Annotated in this window: 18 protein-coding genes; 13 read left to right on the top strand and 5 right to left on the bottom strand. The window is 66.6% G+C overall.

Features of this window, described 5'->3' with window-relative positions:
* Nucleotides 1–149 precede the first annotated feature (149 nt).
* Together GVY41_RS10730 and GVY41_RS10735 are read left to right on the top strand one after the other, a co-directional pair.
* A complete protein-coding gene (locus tag GVY41_RS10730) occupies nucleotides 150–1,058 on the top strand; it encodes a D-amino acid aminotransferase (RefSeq protein WP_161346281.1) in 909 nt (302 codons plus the stop codon).
* A 52-nt stretch (nucleotides 1,059–1,110) separates the two neighbouring features.
* Entirely contained in the window at nucleotides 1,111–1,827 is a 717-nt protein-coding gene (locus tag GVY41_RS10735) for a sulfotransferase-like domain-containing protein (protein ID WP_161656898.1), read from the top strand.
* 33 nt (nucleotides 1,828–1,860) lie between these two features.
* On the opposite strand, the gene GVY41_RS10740 is transcribed toward GVY41_RS10735, so the two are convergent.
* Nucleotides 1,861–2,145 (bottom strand): SCP2 sterol-binding domain-containing protein, encoded by a 285-nt coding sequence (locus GVY41_RS10740; RefSeq protein ID WP_161346283.1) that lies wholly within the window; start codon nucleotides 2,143–2,145, stop codon nucleotides 1,861–1,863.
* Nucleotides 2,146–2,284: 139 nt separating this feature from the next.
* Nucleotides 2,285–3,511, bottom strand: coding sequence for an argininosuccinate synthase (locus tag GVY41_RS10745; RefSeq protein WP_188816038.1), 1,227 nt, complete (start codon nucleotides 3,509–3,511; stop codon nucleotides 2,285–2,287).
* Nucleotides 3,512–3,666: 155 nt separating this feature from the next.
* Here GVY41_RS10745 and ilvA point away from each other — a divergent pair, with 155 nt between their 5' ends.
* Entirely contained in the window at nucleotides 3,667–4,914 is a 1,248-nt protein-coding gene (ilvA, locus tag GVY41_RS10750; RefSeq protein WP_161346287.1) for a threonine ammonia-lyase IlvA, read from the top strand.
* Here ilvA and GVY41_RS10755 read toward each other — a convergent pair.
* Complete coding sequence (locus GVY41_RS10755) at nucleotides 4,911–5,264, bottom strand: Hpt domain-containing protein (RefSeq protein ID WP_161346289.1); 354 nt, start codon at nucleotides 5,262–5,264, stop codon at nucleotides 4,911–4,913. The genes ilvA and GVY41_RS10755 overlap by 4 nt on opposite strands.
* Before the next feature lie 181 nt (nucleotides 5,265–5,445).
* Here GVY41_RS10755 and GVY41_RS10760 point away from each other — a divergent pair, with 181 nt between their 5' ends.
* A complete protein-coding gene (locus GVY41_RS10760) occupies nucleotides 5,446–6,711 on the top strand; it encodes a PP2C family protein-serine/threonine phosphatase (RefSeq protein WP_161346615.1) in 1,266 nt (421 codons plus the stop codon).
* Between the two features lie 6 nt (nucleotides 6,712–6,717).
* Here the strand turns inward: GVY41_RS10760 and GVY41_RS10765 are convergent, their stop codons facing one another.
* On the bottom strand, nucleotides 6,718–7,161 hold the full coding sequence (locus GVY41_RS10765; protein ID WP_161346292.1) for an NUDIX domain-containing protein: 444 nt from the start codon (nucleotides 7,159–7,161) through the stop codon (nucleotides 6,718–6,720).
* 100 nt (nucleotides 7,162–7,261) lie between these two features.
* Here GVY41_RS10765 and hslO point away from each other — a divergent pair, with 100 nt between their 5' ends.
* The 7 genes from hslO to GVY41_RS10800 all read left to right on the top strand — a co-directional run bounded on the left by hslO (nucleotide 7,262) and on the right by GVY41_RS10800 (nucleotide 15,579).
* Nucleotides 7,262–8,266 (top strand): Hsp33 family molecular chaperone HslO, encoded by a 1,005-nt coding sequence (hslO, locus tag GVY41_RS10770; protein WP_161346294.1) that lies wholly within the window; start codon nucleotides 7,262–7,264, stop codon nucleotides 8,264–8,266.
* Entirely contained in the window at nucleotides 8,259–8,888 is a 630-nt protein-coding gene (locus GVY41_RS10775; RefSeq protein ID WP_161346296.1) for a CoA pyrophosphatase, read from the top strand. Before hslO ends, GVY41_RS10775 begins: the two co-directional genes overlap by 8 nt.
* A complete protein-coding gene (locus GVY41_RS10780; protein ID WP_161346298.1) occupies nucleotides 8,872–10,014 on the top strand; it encodes a CCA tRNA nucleotidyltransferase in 1,143 nt (380 codons plus the stop codon). Before GVY41_RS10775 ends, GVY41_RS10780 begins: the two co-directional genes overlap by 17 nt.
* 66 nt (nucleotides 10,015–10,080) lie before the next feature.
* Nucleotides 10,081–11,925: an ABC transporter ATP-binding protein gene (locus GVY41_RS10785; RefSeq protein ID WP_161346300.1), complete on the top strand. Its 1,845-nt coding sequence runs from the start codon at nucleotides 10,081–10,083 to the stop codon at nucleotides 11,923–11,925.
* A gap of 5 nt (nucleotides 11,926–11,930) precedes the next feature.
* Nucleotides 11,931–13,775, top strand: a complete 1,845-nt coding sequence (locus GVY41_RS10790) for an ABC transporter ATP-binding protein (RefSeq protein ID WP_161346617.1) — start codon at nucleotides 11,931–11,933, stop codon at nucleotides 13,773–13,775.
* Nucleotides 13,772–14,992 carry a class I SAM-dependent RNA methyltransferase gene (locus GVY41_RS10795; protein ID WP_161346302.1) on the top strand — a complete coding sequence of 407 codons (1,221 nt, stop codon included), beginning with the start codon at nucleotides 13,772–13,774 and terminating at the stop codon, nucleotides 14,990–14,992. Before GVY41_RS10790 ends, GVY41_RS10795 begins: the two co-directional genes overlap by 4 nt.
* Before the next feature lie 89 nt (nucleotides 14,993–15,081).
* A complete protein-coding gene (locus GVY41_RS10800) occupies nucleotides 15,082–15,579 on the top strand; it encodes a L,D-transpeptidase family protein (RefSeq protein ID WP_161346304.1) in 498 nt (165 codons plus the stop codon).
* A gap of 53 nt (nucleotides 15,580–15,632) precedes the next feature.
* On the opposite strand, the gene dalA is transcribed toward GVY41_RS10800, so the two are convergent.
* A complete protein-coding gene (dalA, locus tag GVY41_RS10805; RefSeq protein WP_161346306.1) occupies nucleotides 15,633–16,145 on the bottom strand; it encodes a divisome-associated lipoprotein DalA in 513 nt (170 codons plus the stop codon).
* 183 nt (nucleotides 16,146–16,328) lie between these two features.
* On the opposite strand from dalA, the gene GVY41_RS10810 reads away from it, so the two are divergent.
* Nucleotides 16,329–16,940: a L,D-transpeptidase gene (locus GVY41_RS10810; RefSeq protein WP_161346308.1), complete on the top strand. Its 612-nt coding sequence runs from the start codon at nucleotides 16,329–16,331 to the stop codon at nucleotides 16,938–16,940.
* A 146-nt stretch (nucleotides 16,941–17,086) separates the two neighbouring features.
* A complete protein-coding gene (locus GVY41_RS10815) occupies nucleotides 17,087–17,269 on the top strand; it encodes a hypothetical protein (RefSeq protein WP_161346309.1) in 183 nt (60 codons plus the stop codon).
* Nucleotides 17,270–17,308 lie beyond the last annotated feature (39 nt).

The raw sequence follows: 17,308 nt of genomic DNA on the forward strand, positions 1-17,308 counted from the left end.
GGGTATGTTGAACCATAAAGCGCCCAGAACTACCGTTGCTCGCCCACCCGGCGGACGGGCGCCGCCCTCGGGCAGTGCATGTCCAACACCGGGGCTAGGCTTCCCCGCATCGCCCGCCTAACCTGCCGCCAAAGCAGGAGAACGCGCCCATGACCGACACCGCCGACCACGTCACCACCCACCAAGCCGAAGACGATGCCCGCAACGAACAGATCCTGATCTGGGTCAATGGCCGCGTCGTGCCCAAGGCGCAGGCGATGGTCAGCGTCTATGATTCGGGCTTCATGCTGGGCGATGGCGTGTGGGAAGGGATCCGCCTCTATGACGGCACCTGGGCCTTCCTCGATGAGCATATCGAACGCCTGTTCGAGGCGGCAAAGGCCATCGACCTCGACATCGCCCTGACCCCCGATCAGGTCAAACAGGCGATCTTCGACACGCAAGAAGCCAACGCCATGCAGACTGACGCCCATGCCCGGCTGATGGTCACCCGCGGCGTCAAGCACCGGCCGTTCCAGCACCCCTCGCTCAGCCGCTCGGGTCCGACGATGGTGATCATCATGGAACACTCGCGCCCCAAGATCCCGCGCCCGATCCGGCTGGCCACCGTGCCGCACATGCGCGGCCTGCCGATGACGCAGGACCCCAAGCTGAACTCGCATTCCAAGCTGAACTGCATCCTCGCCTGCATCGCCGCCGAAAAGGCCGGCGCGGACGAGGCGCTGATGCTCGACGTGCATGGCTTCGTGAACACCACCAACGCCTGCAACTTCTTCATCGTCCGCAAGGGCGAGGTCTGGACCAGCACTGGCGACTACTGCATGAACGGCATCACCCGCGGCAAGGTCATCCGGCTCTGCCGCGACAACGGCATCCCGGTGTTCGAGCGGAACTTTAGTCTCGTCGATACCTACTCGGCCGACGAGGCGTTCCTGACCGGCACCTTCGGCGCGCAGACGCCTGTCAGCATGATCGACGGGCGGGTGATCGGCAGCGGCGAGATGGGACCGATGACGGAACGGCTCCGCGGTCTCTACAAGGGACTCGTCGCGGCATGATGCAGCAATCGTATGCATGGTATCTGCATAACTTCTGCATGGGGTGTGCATGATGCGGATCGCCATGTGGTCAGGCCCCCGCAACCTCTCGACCGCAATGATGTATGCCTTCGCCGCCCGCGGCGATTGCGCCGTCTGGGACGAGCCGTTCTATGCCGCCTACCTCGCCGCTACAGGACTAGATCACCCGATGCGGGCGGAGATTCTGGCGGCGCATGAGGCGGATCCGGTGAAGGTGGCGGCTGCCTGTTCCGGCCCGATTCCGCAGGAACAGAGCCTGTTTTACCAAAAACACATGACCGTCCACATGATCCCGGGCATCGACCGCGGCTTCATGCGGGGTTGCGTGAACGTCTTCCTGATCCGCCATCCCGCCCGAGTGGTTGCCAGCTACGCCAAGAAGCGCGAGGGGCCGACCCTGCCCGACATCGGCTTCGTCCAGCAGGCGGAGTTGTTCGATGAGGTGACGGGCTGGCTGGGTCACCCGCCAGTGGTGGTCGACAGTCTCGACATCCGCGCCAACCCACGGGAAACGCTGGAAAAAATGTGCAGGGCCATCGGCATCCCGTTCACCGAAAAGATGCTGACCTGGCCTGCCGGAGGCCACCCCTCCGACGGCATCTGGGCCCCGCACTGGTATGGCGCCGTGCATCGCTCCACCGGCTTTGAAGAGCCGGAAGGCCCGCTGCCGGTCCTGTCGCCGGAATATCAGGCGCTGGCCGATCAGGCGCTGCCGCATTACGAACGGCTCGCGGCTTTCAAGATCTGAAAAGTCGCATTTCCGGCTGGAACAGAGCCTGTTTCAGCCGATCAACTTCGCCAGTTTCATCGCCACCGTCGGATCGCCCGAGACCTTCAGCTTGCCCGTCACCACCCCCGTCATCGGGTTCAGCTTGCCGGTCAGCAGCTTGACCAGGTTGTCCTCGGTGATCTTGATCGTGCAATCCGCCGCCCGGTCGTCCCGGCTCGCCGTGCCATCCGCCAGCACGATCACCCCCGCCTCGCCGCAATCGAATTTCAATGATCCCGAGAACGGGGTCACCGCCAGTTTCTCGCGCATCTTCTCGGTGATCCTGTCCAGTGCCATGCCTGCCCCCATGCTGCTTGGGGCACCCTGCTGCGGGGCCGGAAAGGCGGCAAGTGTGCCGCTGCGTCACAAATCTTCACGGCACGAGAAAGGGCGGCACCCGTGAAGGTGCCGCCCCTAACCCGTTGCCGCAATTGGCTTACTTGAACCGCGCGTTCCGCGTCGCCAGCAGCTTCAGCCGCAGCGCGTTCAGGCGGATGAAGCCGGCGGCGTCCTTCTGGTCATAGGCGCCGGCGTCTTCCTCGAAGGTCACATGCGCCTCGGAGTACAGCGAATGGTCCGACCAGCGCGCCACGGTGCGGGCAAAGCCCTTGTACAGCTTCACGCGCACGGTGCCGGTCACATGCTCCTGGCTCTTGTCGATCAGCGCCTGCAGCATCTCCCGCTCGGGGCTGAACCAGAAGCCGTTGTAGATCAGTTCCGCATAGCGCGGCATGATCGAATCCTTGAGGTGCCCCGCACCGCTATCCAGCGTGATCTGCTCGATCCCGCGATGCGCTTCCAGCAGGATGGTGCCACCGGGGGTCTCGTAGATCCCGCGCGATTTCATGCCCACGAAGCGGTTTTCCACCAGATCCAGCCGGCCGATGCCGTGCTTGCCGCCCAGTTCGTTCAGCTTGGTCAGGATCGTGGCCGGGCTCATCGCCTCGCCGTTGATCGCCACGGCGTCGCCTTTCTCGAAGGTGATCTCTACCATTTCGGCCAGGTCTGGCGCCTGCTCGGGGCTGACGGTGCGCTGATACACATAATCCGGGGCTTCCTCGCCCGGGTTCTCCAGCACTTTCCCCTCAGACGAGGTGTGCAGCAGGTTCGCGTCCACGCTGAACGGCGCCTCGCCGCGCTTGTCCTTGGCAATCGGGATCTGGTTGGCCTCGGCGAATTCCAGCAGCTTGGTGCGCGAGGACAGGTCCCACTCGCGCCACGGCGCGATGACCCGGATCGAGGGGTCCAGCGCATAGGCCGAAAGCTCGAAGCGCACCTGGTCGTTGCCCTTGCCGGTCGCGCCATGAGACACCGCATCTGCGCCCGTCTCATGCGCGATGCGCACCAGGTGCTGCGAGATCAGCGGCCGGGCGATCGAGGTTCCCAGCAGGTACAGCCCTTCATAGAGGGCGTTGGCGCGGAACATGGGGAACACAAAATCCCGCACGAACTCCTCGCGGACATCCACGATGTGGATGTTCTCGGGCTTGATCCCCAGCATGATCGCCTTCTGGCGCGCCGGTTCCAGCTCTTCGCCTTGGCCCAGATCGGCGGTGAAGGTCACCACCTCGCACCCGTATTCCGTCTGCAGCCATTTGAGGATGATCGAGGTATCGAGGCCGCCGGAATAGGCGAGGACGACTTTCTTGGGCGCGGACATCAGGGCGGCTCCATCGCATTGGGTCAACTGACACGCGGGCGTAGTCGGTTTTTCCCTGTGCGACAAGGCCCGCGCTTGGGCGAGGCTTCGGCAAATTGTATCGGGCGCAATGCCGGATCGGGCTTGCCAAGCCCGATTGGCGGCGGCAGGACTGGCGAATGACCGATTTTCCCCAAAATGCCCGCCAAGCCACGGCAGCCCTGCGCGACCTGTTTGACCCGACCCCCCTGCAGCGGAACGACTTTCTGTCGGCCCGCTACGGTGCCGAGATCTGGCTGAAGCGCGAGGATCTGACGCCGGTGCGCAGCTACAAGCTGCGCGGCGCCTTTACCGCGATGCGCAAGGTCCGCGATGCGCAGCCGGGGCAGGGGCATTTCGTCTGCGCCAGCGCCGGCAACCATGCGCAGGGCATGGCCTTTGCCTGCCGGCATTTTGGCGTGCAGGGCACCATCTTCATGCCGGTGACCACGCCGCAGCAGAAGATCGACAAGACCCGCGCCTTTGGCGGCGACAAGGTGCAGATCGTGCTGACGGGGGACTATTTCGACCAGACGCTGGCCTCGGCGCAGGCGTTCTGCGCGCAGGCGGGGGCGCATTTCCTCGCGCCCTTCGATGATGAGGATGTGATCCTCGGCCAGGCCTCGGTCGCGGTGGAGATGATGGAGCAGCTTGGCCGCGCGCCCGATCTGGTGGTGCTGCCGGTCGGTGGCGGCGGGCTGGCCGCGGGGGTGACCAGCTACCTGCGCGAGGTGGCGCCAGAGGTGGACTATCGGTTCGTGGAGCCGCTTGGCGGGGCCAGCCTGATGGCGGCGCTGCAGGCCGGAGAGCCGGTGACGCTGAAGCGCGTGAACAGCTTCGTCGATGGCGCGGCGGTGGCGCGCATCGGCGCGCGCACCTTTGCGCGGCTGGCCTGGGCGCGCCCGGATCAGGTGCTGCTGGCGCCGGAGGACCGGATCTGCGGCACGATGCTGGAGATGCTGAATGTCGAGGGGATCGTGCTGGAACCTGCAGGCGCGCTGTCGGTCGATGTGCTGCCGCTGCTGGCCGATCAGATCAAGGGCAAGACGGTGGTCTGCGTCACCTCTGGCGGGAACTTCGATTTCGAGCGTCTGCCCGAGGTGAAGGAGCGCGCGCAACGCTTTGCGGGGCTGAAGAAATACTTCATCCTGCGGATGCCGCAGCGCCCCGGCGCCCTGCGCGAGTTTCTGGAGATGCTCGGCCCCGACGACGATATCGCCCGCTTCGAATACCTGAAGAAATCGGCGCGCAACTTCGGCTCGGTCCTGATCGGGATCGAGACGAAGCAGGCCGACAGCTTTGGCCGGCTGACGGCACAGCTGGATGCGGCCGGCTTCGCCTATCGGGACATTACCGATGACGAAGCCTTGGCCGAGTTCCTGATCTAGGCTGCGGCGCTGCGCCCTTCGGTGCTGCAAAACTCGCCGAGCCGCGCCATGAACTCCTGCCGCGAAGCGCCGTAGCAGGCAAGGATCGCCGCAATGTCGATCTCGGCCCCGCGTCCGGCCGCGGCCTTGCGCTCGCCATCCTGGCACAGCGCGCCAAAGGCGGCGAAGCCGAGGTTCCAGGCGCTGCCCTTCAGGAAATGCAGGTCATCCTCGAACTTTTCCGGGTTGGGCGCGGTGCCAAGGCGCATCACCACGCCCTCCACCTCATCCAGGAACAGGTCGACAACCTCGCCGAACCCGTCCTCGCCAATTTCAGAGCGCAATTCCACCACTCGATCCCAATCGATCATCCCACACCTCACCCAATGATGCCCCACACACCAAGGGCCACCATGCTCCGGGGCGTTTAACGGGCGGTTAATCGGGCAAGGCTGCATCTGCTGCATTTGCGTCTTCACCCCCCCTTAACGCAGCACAGCGTTAATGGCGCGATCCGGGGAGGAGCCGCTGGCATTGGAGTTGCCCCATCAGATGCAGATCCCGGGGCCCAGCGGTCCCAGTTCCGGCGCGGTGCGCCGGGTGCTGGTCGTCGATGACAGCAAGATGCAGCGCCGTATCCTGTCGGCCACGCTCGCCCGCGCGGGATATGAGGTGATCGAAGCGGCCTCTGGCGCCGAGGCGCTGGAGATTGCGGCGCGGCTGGTGCCCGACCTGATCCTGTCGGACTGGATGATGCCGGGGATGGACGGGCTGCAGTTCTGCCGTGCCTTCCGGGCGCAGATGCACGGCCGCTATGTCTATTTCATCCTGCTGACCTCGAAGACCGAAACCACCGACGTGGCAGAAGGGCTGCAATCGGGGGCGGATGATTTCCTGACCAAGCCGGTGAACGGGCAGGAACTGCGGGCGCGGATCGCCGCGGGCGAGCGGATCCTGCGCATGGAACGCGAGCTGAATGAGAAGAACCGGCTGGTGTCCTCGACGCTTGGCGCGCTGCAATCGCTCTACGACTCGCTCGACCGCGACCTGATGGAGGCGCGCAAGCTGCAGCAAAGCCTTGTGCGCGAACGCCATCGGAGCTTTGGCAATGCCGAGGTGTCGCTGCTGCTGCGCCCCTCGGGCCATGTGGGGGGCGATCTGGTCGGCTTCTTCCCGATCAACGCGCGCCGGGTCGGGCTGTTCTCGATCGACGTGTCGGGGCATGGCATCACTTCGGCGCTGATGACGGCGCGGCTGGCGGGGCTGCTGTCGGGCACCTCGCCGGAACAGAACGTGGCGCTGGTGCTGTCGGATTTCGGCATCTACGACGCCCGCCCTCCGGCCGAGGTGGCCGCGCATCTGAACCGCGTGCTGCTGGAGGAGATGGATACCGAAAGCTATTTCACCCTGCTTTACGCAGATGTGGATCTGATCTCGGGGCAGGTGGCGCTGGTGCAGGCCGGGCACCCGCACCCGGCGATCCAGCGCGCCTGCGGGCGCATCGAGTATCTTGGCGCCGGTGGCCTTCCGGTCGGGCTGTTGGAGGGGGCGGCCTATCAGGACTTCACCGCCACTCTGCGCCCCGGCGACCGGCTGCTTCTGGCCTCGGACGGGATCACCGAGGCGGTGAATGCCGAGCGGGTGCAGCTGGAAGAGGCGGGGCTATCGCGCCTGATGGCGCGCAATGCCGGGCTTGGCGGCCCCGCATTCCTCGAGGCGCTTGTATGGGATCTGGAGGCGTTTACCGGCGGCGAGTTCACCGATGACGTGTCGGCGGTCTTCTTCGAGTTTCACGGCGCCAAGGAAAATGTGGGCTAGCCGGGCTCAGCCCCGGGCCATCGCCTCCATCAGGAAATGCCGGTCGCCGTCATTCCCCAGATGCGCCGCCGCATCCGCCGCGGACATCCAGACCGCGCTGTGTCCTGGCTCGCTTGGCGGCCCCAGCGGGCGCACCGGCCGCGCCAGATAGACGGTGCAGAGCTTCTCGGCCCAAAGCTCGTATTCCGGCATGTAGGTGAAGCGCCGGAACGCCCCCAGCCGGCGGGCCCCAGCGAGGGTCCAGCCGGTCTCCTCCAGCACCTCGCGGTGCAGGGCGCGCAGGGGATGCTCGCCCGGATCGATCCCGCCACCGGGCAGCTGAAACTCCGGCACCGGGGCGGATTGATGGGTCAGCAGCACCTCGCCGTCCAGCGCCAGCACCGCATAGACCCCGGGCCGCCGCGTGTAGCGTTGCCCGGCTTTCGGCGGCTCGCCCACCCGTCTGATCATGGCATACCCCTTGGTCCAAGCGTTGCCGCGCCTATATGATCGCGGTATGCCAAGGCGCAAGCGCCAAGAAAACCACAAAGACTCCCCCGAAGGATACCCCATGACCACGCTGTCGCAGATCGCCTGGGACGATACCGTCCTGCCGTTTCAACTCGACAAGGCCGATATCCGTGGCCGTGTCGCGCGGCTGGATGGCGTCCTGGAAAATGTCCTCAAGCAGCACAACTACCCCGCGGCGATCGAGGCGCTGGTGGCGGAAGCAGCATTGCTGACCGCGATGATCGGCCAGACCATCAGCTTGCGCTGGAAGCTGTCGCTGCAGATCCGCGGTGACGGGCCGGCCCGGATCATCGCCACCGATTACTACGGCCCTACGGCCGAGGGAGAGCCGGCGCGGATCCGTGCCTGGGCCAGCTATGATGCTGACCGGCTGGTGGAGGGCGTGCGGCCGTTCGACCTGATCGGCAAGGGCTATTTCGCGGTGCTGATCGACCAGGGCGAAGGCACCGTGCCCTATCAGGGCCTGACCCCGATTGCCGGCGACTCGCTGTCGGACTGCGCCGAGGCGTATTTCGCGCAGTCTGAACAGCTGCCGACGCGCTTTGCGCTGTCCTATGGACGCTCCACCATGGCGGGTCGCTCCGAGCGTTGGCGGGCGGGCGGCGTGATGTTGCAGCATATGCCCAAGGCCTCGCCCTTCGTCGCGCTGGAAGGCGGCAGCGGCGAGGGCGGGCTGCTGTCGGCTTCCGATCTGCTGGATGGGGATGAGGGCGAGAACTGGACCCGCGCCAACCTGCTGCTCGACACGGTCGAGGAGCTGGAGCTGATCGGCCCGACCGTGCAGCCGACCGACCTGCTGGTGCGGCTGTTCCATGACGAAGGGACCCGCGTCTACGATCCGCAGCGGGTGGAGTTCGGCTGCACCTGCTCGGCCCAGAAGGTCCGGCAGAGCCTGTCGATCTACTCGGCCAAGGACATCCGCTACATGACGACGCCCGAAGGCACCGTCACTGCCGATTGCCAGTTCTGCGGCGCGCATTACGTGCTGGACCCAGAGACGCTGGGGTTCGAGGCGACGCGCAGGCCGGAGGGTGACGATGCCTGATACGCTGGCCCCCCGTGACCCGCTGGCCCCGGTGATCCGGGCGCTGGCGCGTCCGGGCCGGCCCTCGTCCGACTATGATCTGGCCCGCGGCATCACCTTGCCCGCGGGCCGGGTGCTGCGCGCCGCCGGGGTGCTGGTGGCATTCCAGCAGGGCGCGCATGGGCCAGAGGTGGTGCTGACCAAACGCTCCTCGCGGCTCAAGCACCATCCGGGGCAGATCGCCTTTCCGGGCGGCAAGGTCGATCCGGGCGATTCCGATCCGGTGGCCGCGGCCTTGCGCGAGGCGGAGGAAGAGGTGGGGCTGTCCCGGGGCAGCGTCGAGGTTCTGGGTGTGATGCCGGCGCATGAGACGGTGACCGGCTTCGTGGTGACGCCGGTTCTGGCGCGCATCCGCGGGGGATTCGTGCCGGTGCCGGAGGCGGGCGAGGTCGAAGAAGTCTTCACCGTGCCGCTGTCGCATGTCAGCGACCCCTCGCGCTACCGGATCGCACATCGGCAATGGCTGGGCGTGCCACGGCCCTATTGGGTCGCCCCCTACGGCCCCTATTACATCTGGGGCGCGACCGCGCGTATGCTGAAAGCGCTGGCGGATCGGATGGCCGAAGATGCGGATCACGGATGAGTGGATAGCGGAGCCCGGACTGCAGGCAGTGCTGGCGATGCTGTCGGGTGCCGGGCACCGGGCGCTGCTGGTCGGCGGCTGCGTGCGCAATGCGTTGCTGGGCGCGCCGGTCAGCGATATCGACATCGCCACCGACGCGCCGCCGCAGCGGGTGATGGATCTGGCCGCGGCGGCGGGGCTGAAGGCGGTGCCGACGGGGTTTGACCATGGGACGGTGACGGTGATCGCCGCCCATGTCCCGCATGAGGTGACGACCTTCCGCCGCGATGTGGAGACCTTTGGCCGCCACGCGACCGTTGCCTTTGCGGACAGGGTCGAGGATGACGCCGCGCGGCGCGATTTCACCATGAACGCGCTCTATGCCGAAGCAGATGGCACGGTGGTCGATCCGCTGGGGGGCCTCGCCGACCTTCGCGCGCGGCGGGTGCGGTTCGTTGGGGACGCCGATGCGCGCATCCGCGAGGACTATCTGCGCATCCTGCGCTTCTTCCGCTTTCACGCCTGGTATGGCGATGCGGAGGAGGGGCTGGATGCCGATGGCCTCGCCGCCTGCGCCGAGCATTCCGCTGGAATAGAGACGCTTTCCCGCGAACGGGTGGGGGCCGAGATGCGCAAGCTGCTGGCCGCGCCCGACCCCGCGCCGGTGGTGGCGGCGATGCAGGCCAGCGGCGTTCTGGCCCATGTGCTGCCGGGCGCCGAGATGCGGGCGCTGGCGCCGCTGGTGCATCTGGAGGACGGGCTCGCCCCCGACGCCATCCGCCGGCTGTCGGTTCTGGGCGGCGAAGATCCGGCCGAGCGGCTGCGCCTGTCCCGCGCCGATGCGCGGCGGCTCGATCTGTTGCGCGGGCTGATCGGCAGCGTGGCGGGGCCGGCGGAACTGGGCTTTGTCCACGGCGCCGATCTTGCCCGCGACGCGCTGCTGGCGCGGGCGGCGGTGATGGAGCAGCCCTTGCCGGAGGGTTGGCAGGAGGCGGTGGCAGCGGGTGCCCAAGCCACCCTCCCGGTAAAGGCCGCCGACCTGATGCCGGCGTTGGAAGGCCCCGCCCTTGGTGCGCGGCTGGCGGAGCTGCAGGCGCGCTGGATCGCCTCGGGCTTCACCCTTGGGCGTGAGGATCTGCTCGGCTGACCGGCGGTTTCCCTTCCCCGCAAACAGGTTTATATGCGGGGGGCAACGGAAAAGGCGCGCCCTCCCATGTTCCGCTTCTTCGAAAATCTCGTCGATCCCTTCGCGGCTTACACCGAGTCGGACGTGCCGCCGCGCAAGCTGTGGCCGTTTCTCTGGGCCTATTGCCGCCCGTTCAAGGCGGTGTTCGCCGCGACGGCGCTGCTGTCGGTGATCGTTGCGGCGCTGGATGTGGTGCTGATCTGGTATGTGGGGCGGATGGTCGATCTGCTGGCCAGCGGCGCGCCAGCGGCGGTCTGGGCCGAGCATGGGACGGAGTTCATTCTGGCGGGCCTTGCCATCGTGTTCCTGCGCCCGGTGCTGGCGGGGGCCGATGTGGCGCTGCTGCACAACACCATCTTGCCCAACTTCGGCACGCTGATCCGCTGGCGGGCGCATCGCCATGTGCTGCGCCAGCCGGTCGGGTGGTTCGAGAACGACTTTGCCGGCCGCATCGCCAACCGGATCATGCAGACGCCGCCCGCTGCCGGGGATGCGGTGTTCCAGACCTTCGACGCGGTGGCCTTTGCCGTCACCACGGTGATCGGCTCCATCGCCTTGCTGGCCGGGTCGGATCCGCGGCTGGTGGTGCCGCTGCTGCTGTGGCTGCTGGGATACGGGCTGCTGCTGCGCTGGACGATCCGGCGCGCGGGGCCGGCGGCGAAGGCCTCGTCCGATGCACGCTCGGCGATCACCGGGCGGGTGGTGGACAGCTATTCCAACATCCATTCGGTGAAGCTGTTCGCGCATCATGACCGCGAGATCACCTACGCCCGCGATGCCATCGAACATGCGCGCACCACGTTCCAGAAGGAGATGCGGATCATCACCACGATGGATGTGGTGTTGACGCTGCTGAACGGCCTCTTGATCGTCGGCGTCACCGGCTGGGCGGTGGTGCTGTGGTATCAGGGCTCGGCTTCTGTCGGGGTGGTTGCGGCGGCAGCGGCACTGGTGCTGCGGCTGAACAACATGACCTATTGGGTGATGTGGGCGACCACTGGCCTTGTGCAGGCGCTTGGCGTGGTGGCCGAGGGGATGGAGACCATTGCCCAACCCATCGCACTGACCGACGCGCCGGATGCCAAGCCGCTGAACCTGACCGAGGGGCGGATCGAGGTGCAGGGCCTGTCGCACCATTATGGCCGCGGCAGCGGCGGGCTGGACCGGATCAGCCTGTCGATTGCGCCCGGCGAGAAAGTGGGGCTGATCGGCCGCTCTGGTGCCGGGAAATCCACGCTGGTGAAGCTGCTGCTGCGCTTCTACGACGCCGAGGGCGGGCGGATCCTGATCGACGGGCAGGATATCGCGCAGGTCACGCAAGACAGCCTGCGCGCCCGCATCGGCATGGTGCAGCAGGATAGCAGCCTTCTGCATCGTTCCGTGCGCGAGAACATCCTCTATGGCCGCCCCGATGCGACCGAGGCGGAGATGATCGAGGCGGCGCAGCGCGCGGAGGCGCATGATTTCATCCTGACGCTGCGCGACCCCGAGGGCCGCGCGGGCTATGACGCGCAGGTCGGCGAGCGCGGGGTGAAGCTGTCGGGCGGCCAGCGGCAGCGGGTGGCGCTGGCGCGGGTGATCCTGAAGGACGCGCCGATCCTGGTGCTGGACGAGGCGACAAGCGCGCTCGACTCTGAGGTCGAAGCGGCGATCCAGGACACGCTCTATGGGGTGATGGAGGGCAAGACGGTGATCGCCATCGCGCACCGCCTGTCGACCATCGCCCATATGGACCGGATCGTGGTGATCGAGGATGGCCGCATCGCCGAGCAGGGCAGCCACGGGGAACTGCTGGCCAGCGGCGGGCTTTATGCCCGGTTCTGGGAGCGGCAATCGGGCGGCTTCATCGGCACAGAGGATGCAGCAGAGTGAATGCGATGAAACGGCTGGGCAACCTGATCGATGCTTTCCGCCCCGCGACAGGAGAGCCGCCGCGCAAGCTGTGGCCCTTCATGCGCTGGTGCCTTGACGGGTCCTGGCCGATGCTGGGCGTCGCCGGGGCGATCTCGGCGCTGACCGGCTCGCTGGAGGTGGTGTCGGCGCTGATCCTTGGCTGGCTGATCGACGGGGCGCTGGCTTCGGGGCCGGAGAGCTATTTCAGCGCGCAATCGGGAATGCTGGCGCTGTTCGTGCTGTTCTACCTGGTGTTGCGACCGCTGGCTTTCGGCTTTGCCTCGGCCTCCAACTCCATCATCGTCGGGCCCAATGTCATGCCGCTGGTGTTGAGCCGGCTGCACCGCTGGACGCTGGGGCAGGCGGTCACCTTCTTCGACAACGATTTTGCCGGGCGCATCAGCCAGAAGCAGATGCAGGCGGCGCGGGCGGTCACCGATGTGGCGACCGAGATCATCAACACCGTCTGCTTCGCGCTTGCGTCGATCATCGGTTCGGTGATCTTCCTGATCGCGGTCGATTACCGGGTCGCGCTGGCGCTGGCGGTCTGGCTGGTCGCTTATGTGTTGCTGATCCGCCATTTCATGCCGCGCGTGCGCGAAAACTCCGCCGCGCGGGCGGCGGCGCGGGCGATGGTGTCGGGGCAGGTGGTGGACACGATCACCAATATCAAGACGGTGAAGCTGTTCGCCCATGCCGCCTATGAGGACCAGGTCGCGCTGAAGGCGATGGAGCGGTTCCGCGAGAAGAGCGTGGAGTTCGGCATCATCTCTACCTGGTTCCGCACCTCGTTGATGACGTTGGCGGGGCTGCTGCCCGTGCTGCTGATCGGCGGCACGCTGCTGCTGTGGCAGCAGGGGCTGACGACGGCCGGGGCCATCGCGGCGGCAGGGGCGATCTCGATGCGGATCGCGCAGATGTCGGGCTGGGTCAGCTTCACGTTGATGTCGATCTACACCTCGGTCGGCGAGGTCGAGGATGCGATGGCCACGCTGGCGGTGCCGCATGGCCTGCAGGACGCGCCGGCGGCGGTGGGCCTGCAGAAGATCCGCGGCGAGATCACCTTCGAGGATGTCAGCTTCACCTATGGCCGCAAGCAGGGCGGGGTGCGCAACATCTCGCTCCATATCGCGCCGGGCGAGAAGCTGGGCATCGTCGGCGGGTCCGGCGCGGGGAAATCGACGCTGGTGGCCCTGCTGCTGCGGCTTTACGACGTGGAAAAGGGGCGGCTGCTGGTCGATGGCCAGGATGTGCGCGAGATCACGCAGGAAAGTCTGCGGCGGCAGATCGGCATGGTCACGCAGGAAACCGCGATGTTCAACCGCTCGGCCCGCGACAACATCCGCTACGGCCGGCCCGATGCCAGCGAGGCAGAGCTGCTGGATGCCGCCCGCACCGCCGAGGCGGATGAGTTCATCGAGACCATGGTCGATCACACCGGCCGCACCGGCTATGACGCCTATCTGGGCGAGCGGGGGGTGAAGCTGTCGGGCGGGCAGCGGCAGCGCATCGCGTTGGCCCGCGCCTTCGTCAAGGACGCCCCGATCCTGGTGTTGGACGAGGCGACGAGCGCGCTGGATAGCGAGGTCGAGGCCTCGATCCAGGCGGCGCTGGTGCAGGTGATGCAGGGCAAGACCGTGCTGGCCATCGCGCACCGCCTGTCCACCATTGCCGAGATGGACCGGATCGTGGTGATGGAAGAGGGACGCATCGTCGAGCAGGGAAGCCATGCCGAACTGCTGGCGCGGGGCGGGCTCTATGCGCGCTACTGGAACCGGCAGTCTGGCGGGTTCATCGGCACGGATGAAGCTGACGAGGCTGCCGAGTGATCCTGACCATAGACCGGCTGGGCCATCTGGGGGATGCCATCGCGCAGGGGCTGGAGGGGCCCGTCTATGTGGCGCAGGCGCTGCCGGGCGAGGTGGTGGAGGGCGCGCCGGTGGCGGGCCGCATCGCCGCGCCGCGGATCGTGACCCCGTCGCCAGACCGGGTGCGCGCGCCTTGCCCGCATTACCGCGCCTGCGGGGGCTGTTCGTTGCAACACGCCTCGGACGGGTTTGTCGAGGGGTGGAAGGCCGATGTCGTGCGCCATGCACTGGCCGGGCAGGGGCTGGAGGCGCCGATGCGGCCGGTGGTGACCTCGCCCGCGCGGTCGCGGAGGCGTGCGACGCTGGCGGGGCGACGGACCAAGAAGGGCGCTCTGGTGGGCTTTCACGGCCGCGCGTCGGAGACCTTAACCGAGATCGAACACTGCCTGCTGCTGCACCCGGCCTTGCTGGCCACGCTGCCGCTGCTGCGCGAGGTGACGGTGGCGGGGGCCAGCCGGCAGAGGGAGCTTGGCTTGATGGTCACGCTGACCACCGGCGGCGTCGATTTGGCGGTGTCGGGCGGCAAGCCGATGGATGCGGCCCTGTACTCGGCGCTGTCCGGCCTTGCCGAAGCCGGCGATCTGGCGCGGCTGTCCTGGAACGGCGAGCCGGTTGCGACGCGCCGCCCCCCGGCGCAGCGTTTTGGCGCGGCCGAGGTGGTGCCGGCCTCGGGTGCCTTCCTGCAGGCCACGGCCGAGGGCGAGGCTGCGCTGCTGGCTGCCGTCACCGAAGCGGTGGGCGGCGCGCGCAGCATCGCCGACCTGTTCTCCGGGTCGGGCGCCTTCGCGCTACCGCTGGCGGCGCAGGCCGAGGTTCATGCGGTGGAGGGCCAAGCGGCGGCGCTGGCGGCGCTGGATGCCGGCTGGCGCCGCGCGGGCGGGCTGCACAGGGTCAGCACCGAAGCGCGTGACCTGTTCCGCCGCCCGCTGCTGCCGGATGAGCTGCGCCGCTTTGGCGCCGTGGTGATCGACCCGCCGCGGGCCGGGGCTGAGGCGCAGATGGCGGAGCTTGCGCGCAGTGCCGTGCCGGTGATCGCAGCAGTGTCGTGCAACCCTGTCACCTTTGCCCGCGATGCGCGGCTGCTGGTGGCGGGCGGCTACCGCATCGACTGGCTGCAGGTGGTGGACCAGTTCCGCTGGTCGCCGCATGTCGAGCTGGTGGCAAGGCTCTCGCGCTAGGCTCACCGTTCCGTGAGTCCCGTCCCGCCATCTTTGCGGCGGGGTGATTCCGGTGTATCACTGGAAAAAACGGGACAGGCCTTTTCCTCATGCACCTCATCAGAACGCTTCTGCTGCTTGCAGGACTCGCAACTCTTGCGGCTTGTGGGGATTCGAAGTTCAAGACCTACAATGGCCCCGAGGTCACGCAGGTCTATGTGAACAAGACAGACCGCAAGATGTATCTGCTGCACCACACCAAGGTGCTGGAATCCTATGACATTGCGCTTGGGTTTGCGCCGCAGGGCCACAAGCAGTTCGAGGGGGACGGCCGCACGCCGGAAGGCGTTTACTACATTGACCGCCGCAACCCCAACAGCGCCTATCACCTGTCGGTCGGCATCTCCTACCCTAACCCCTATGACCGCGAGGCAGCGCGCGCTGTGGGCAAGTCTCCGGGCGGGGATATCTTCATCCACGGTCAGGCGGGCAAGTCCAAGGGTATGCCGCCGGACTGGACCGCGGGCTGCATCGCCGTGAAGGACAAGGAGATCGAGGATATCTATGCGATGCTGCGCGACGGAACGCCGATCATCATCGCGCCATAGGCCCTCGGGCTGCCAAAGGCGAAAGGGCGGCCCCGCGGCCGCCCTTCGTGCATTCAGCCGCCGGTAATCATCGTCCACCACAGCTTGCCGCTTGGCTCCTGATACCAGGCGAAGCCCAGATCGCGCGCCGCCGGATCGATGACGACCGCCGCCGTGGTCGCATCGCCCATCCAGGCAGAGAGGGTTTCCAGTTCCGTCTCGAAGGTCTCGGAGATGTTCTCGCCCAGCATCGTGCCCATGTAGCCCGCGCGGCGCACCCGGTCGATCGGCGAGGAGCCGTCAGAGCCAAAGTGCCAGGGCCGGTTCTGCACAGCCATGTCGCGCGAATGGGTGGCGGCGGCGGCGTTCAGGGCCGAGTTGAGTTGCAGCGGCGCCGCCCCCCGTGCTGCGCGCAGGGCGTTCACCGAATCCAGCAGGCGATACTGGATCGCCCCCTCTTGCCCCGGCGCGATCATGTAGGCCCGCGGCATCGGCCGCCCATCGGGTCCAAGCCGCGGCGGCTCTGCCGTGGCGCAGGCCGAGAGCGCGAGGGCGGCGGTGAGGAGGAGTGCGTGAATGGGTGTCATTGGTTCTGGCCCGATGTTCCGTTGCCGGCCAGCATTACAGCCTTGCTTGCACGGGTTCAAACCCAAGCCTTCGTGAAGCTGCCGAATTACGCGGGTTTGATTTGCGGCAGTGCCGCAAACCAAATATCCTGAACGGCGATCTGGCCCAGAGAGCCGGACGACGACCCATCGAGGAGTAGAGACATGAGTGAAGATCGCCTCGGCGGGTTCGGCCGCCGTGCATTCCTTGGCACTGCCGCCGCTGCCTTCGCCTCCGGGCTGGCCGCACCGGCGCTGGCACAGTCGATGAACGGCAGCACAGAGGTCGAAGGCAGCATCGCCAGCGGCACCCGGCGCAATGCTTCCAGCTTCCGCTCGTTGCAGTGGCAGCCCTATTTCAACAGCACCCGCAATGGCGCGATCCTGGTCGATATCACCTCGCGTGCGCTGCATTACTGGTCCGAGGATCAGACGATCTACAAGCTCTACCCGACCTCGGTTCCGGTGTCCGAAGAGCTGACGCGGCGGGGCCATACCGAGGTGACGCAGAAGGTCGTTGCCCCGACCTGGCGGCCGACTCCGTCGATGAAGGCGAGCAATCCCGACTGGCCCGATGTGGTTGAAGGCGGCTCGCCTGACAACCCGCTGGGCCCCTATGCGCTGTACCTCTCGTGGCAATATTACCGGATCCACGGCACCCATGACACGCGCAAGATCGGGCGGCGGTCGTCCAACGGCTGCGTCGGGCTTTATAATGACCACATCGAGGAACTTTTCAGCCTGGCGAAAGTAGGCACGCAGGTGTTGCTAATTTGACGACATCAGAAGGCCGTCTGCAGCATGACCAAAAGGTGCCCGTTGCAAAACGTTTCGGATGCTGGTTAGACGGAGACACGAGGTACAGACTTGAGAGCCCTATGCCGTCCTCACAAAATCGTCCTAGGGCCTAACTGGAGGTTATCATGAAGAAAATCGCGCTCGCCGCTGCTCTGTCGGTTGCCGCTTCCACCGCTTTCGCCGGCGGCTATGTTGAACCGATCGTTCAGCCGGAAGTCATCGTCGAGGACACCTCGTCCTCGTCCGCTGGCATCATCGTTCCGATCCTGCTGCTGATCCTGGTTGCTGCCGTCGTTTCGGCAGACTAATCAGATCCAGGCCGCAAGGTCTGATCGTAAAAAGGCGGT

Origin of the sequence: Frigidibacter albus, assembly GCF_009908165.1 — a bacterium.
Classification (GTDB): domain Bacteria; phylum Pseudomonadota; class Alphaproteobacteria; order Rhodobacterales; family Rhodobacteraceae; genus Frigidibacter; species Frigidibacter albus.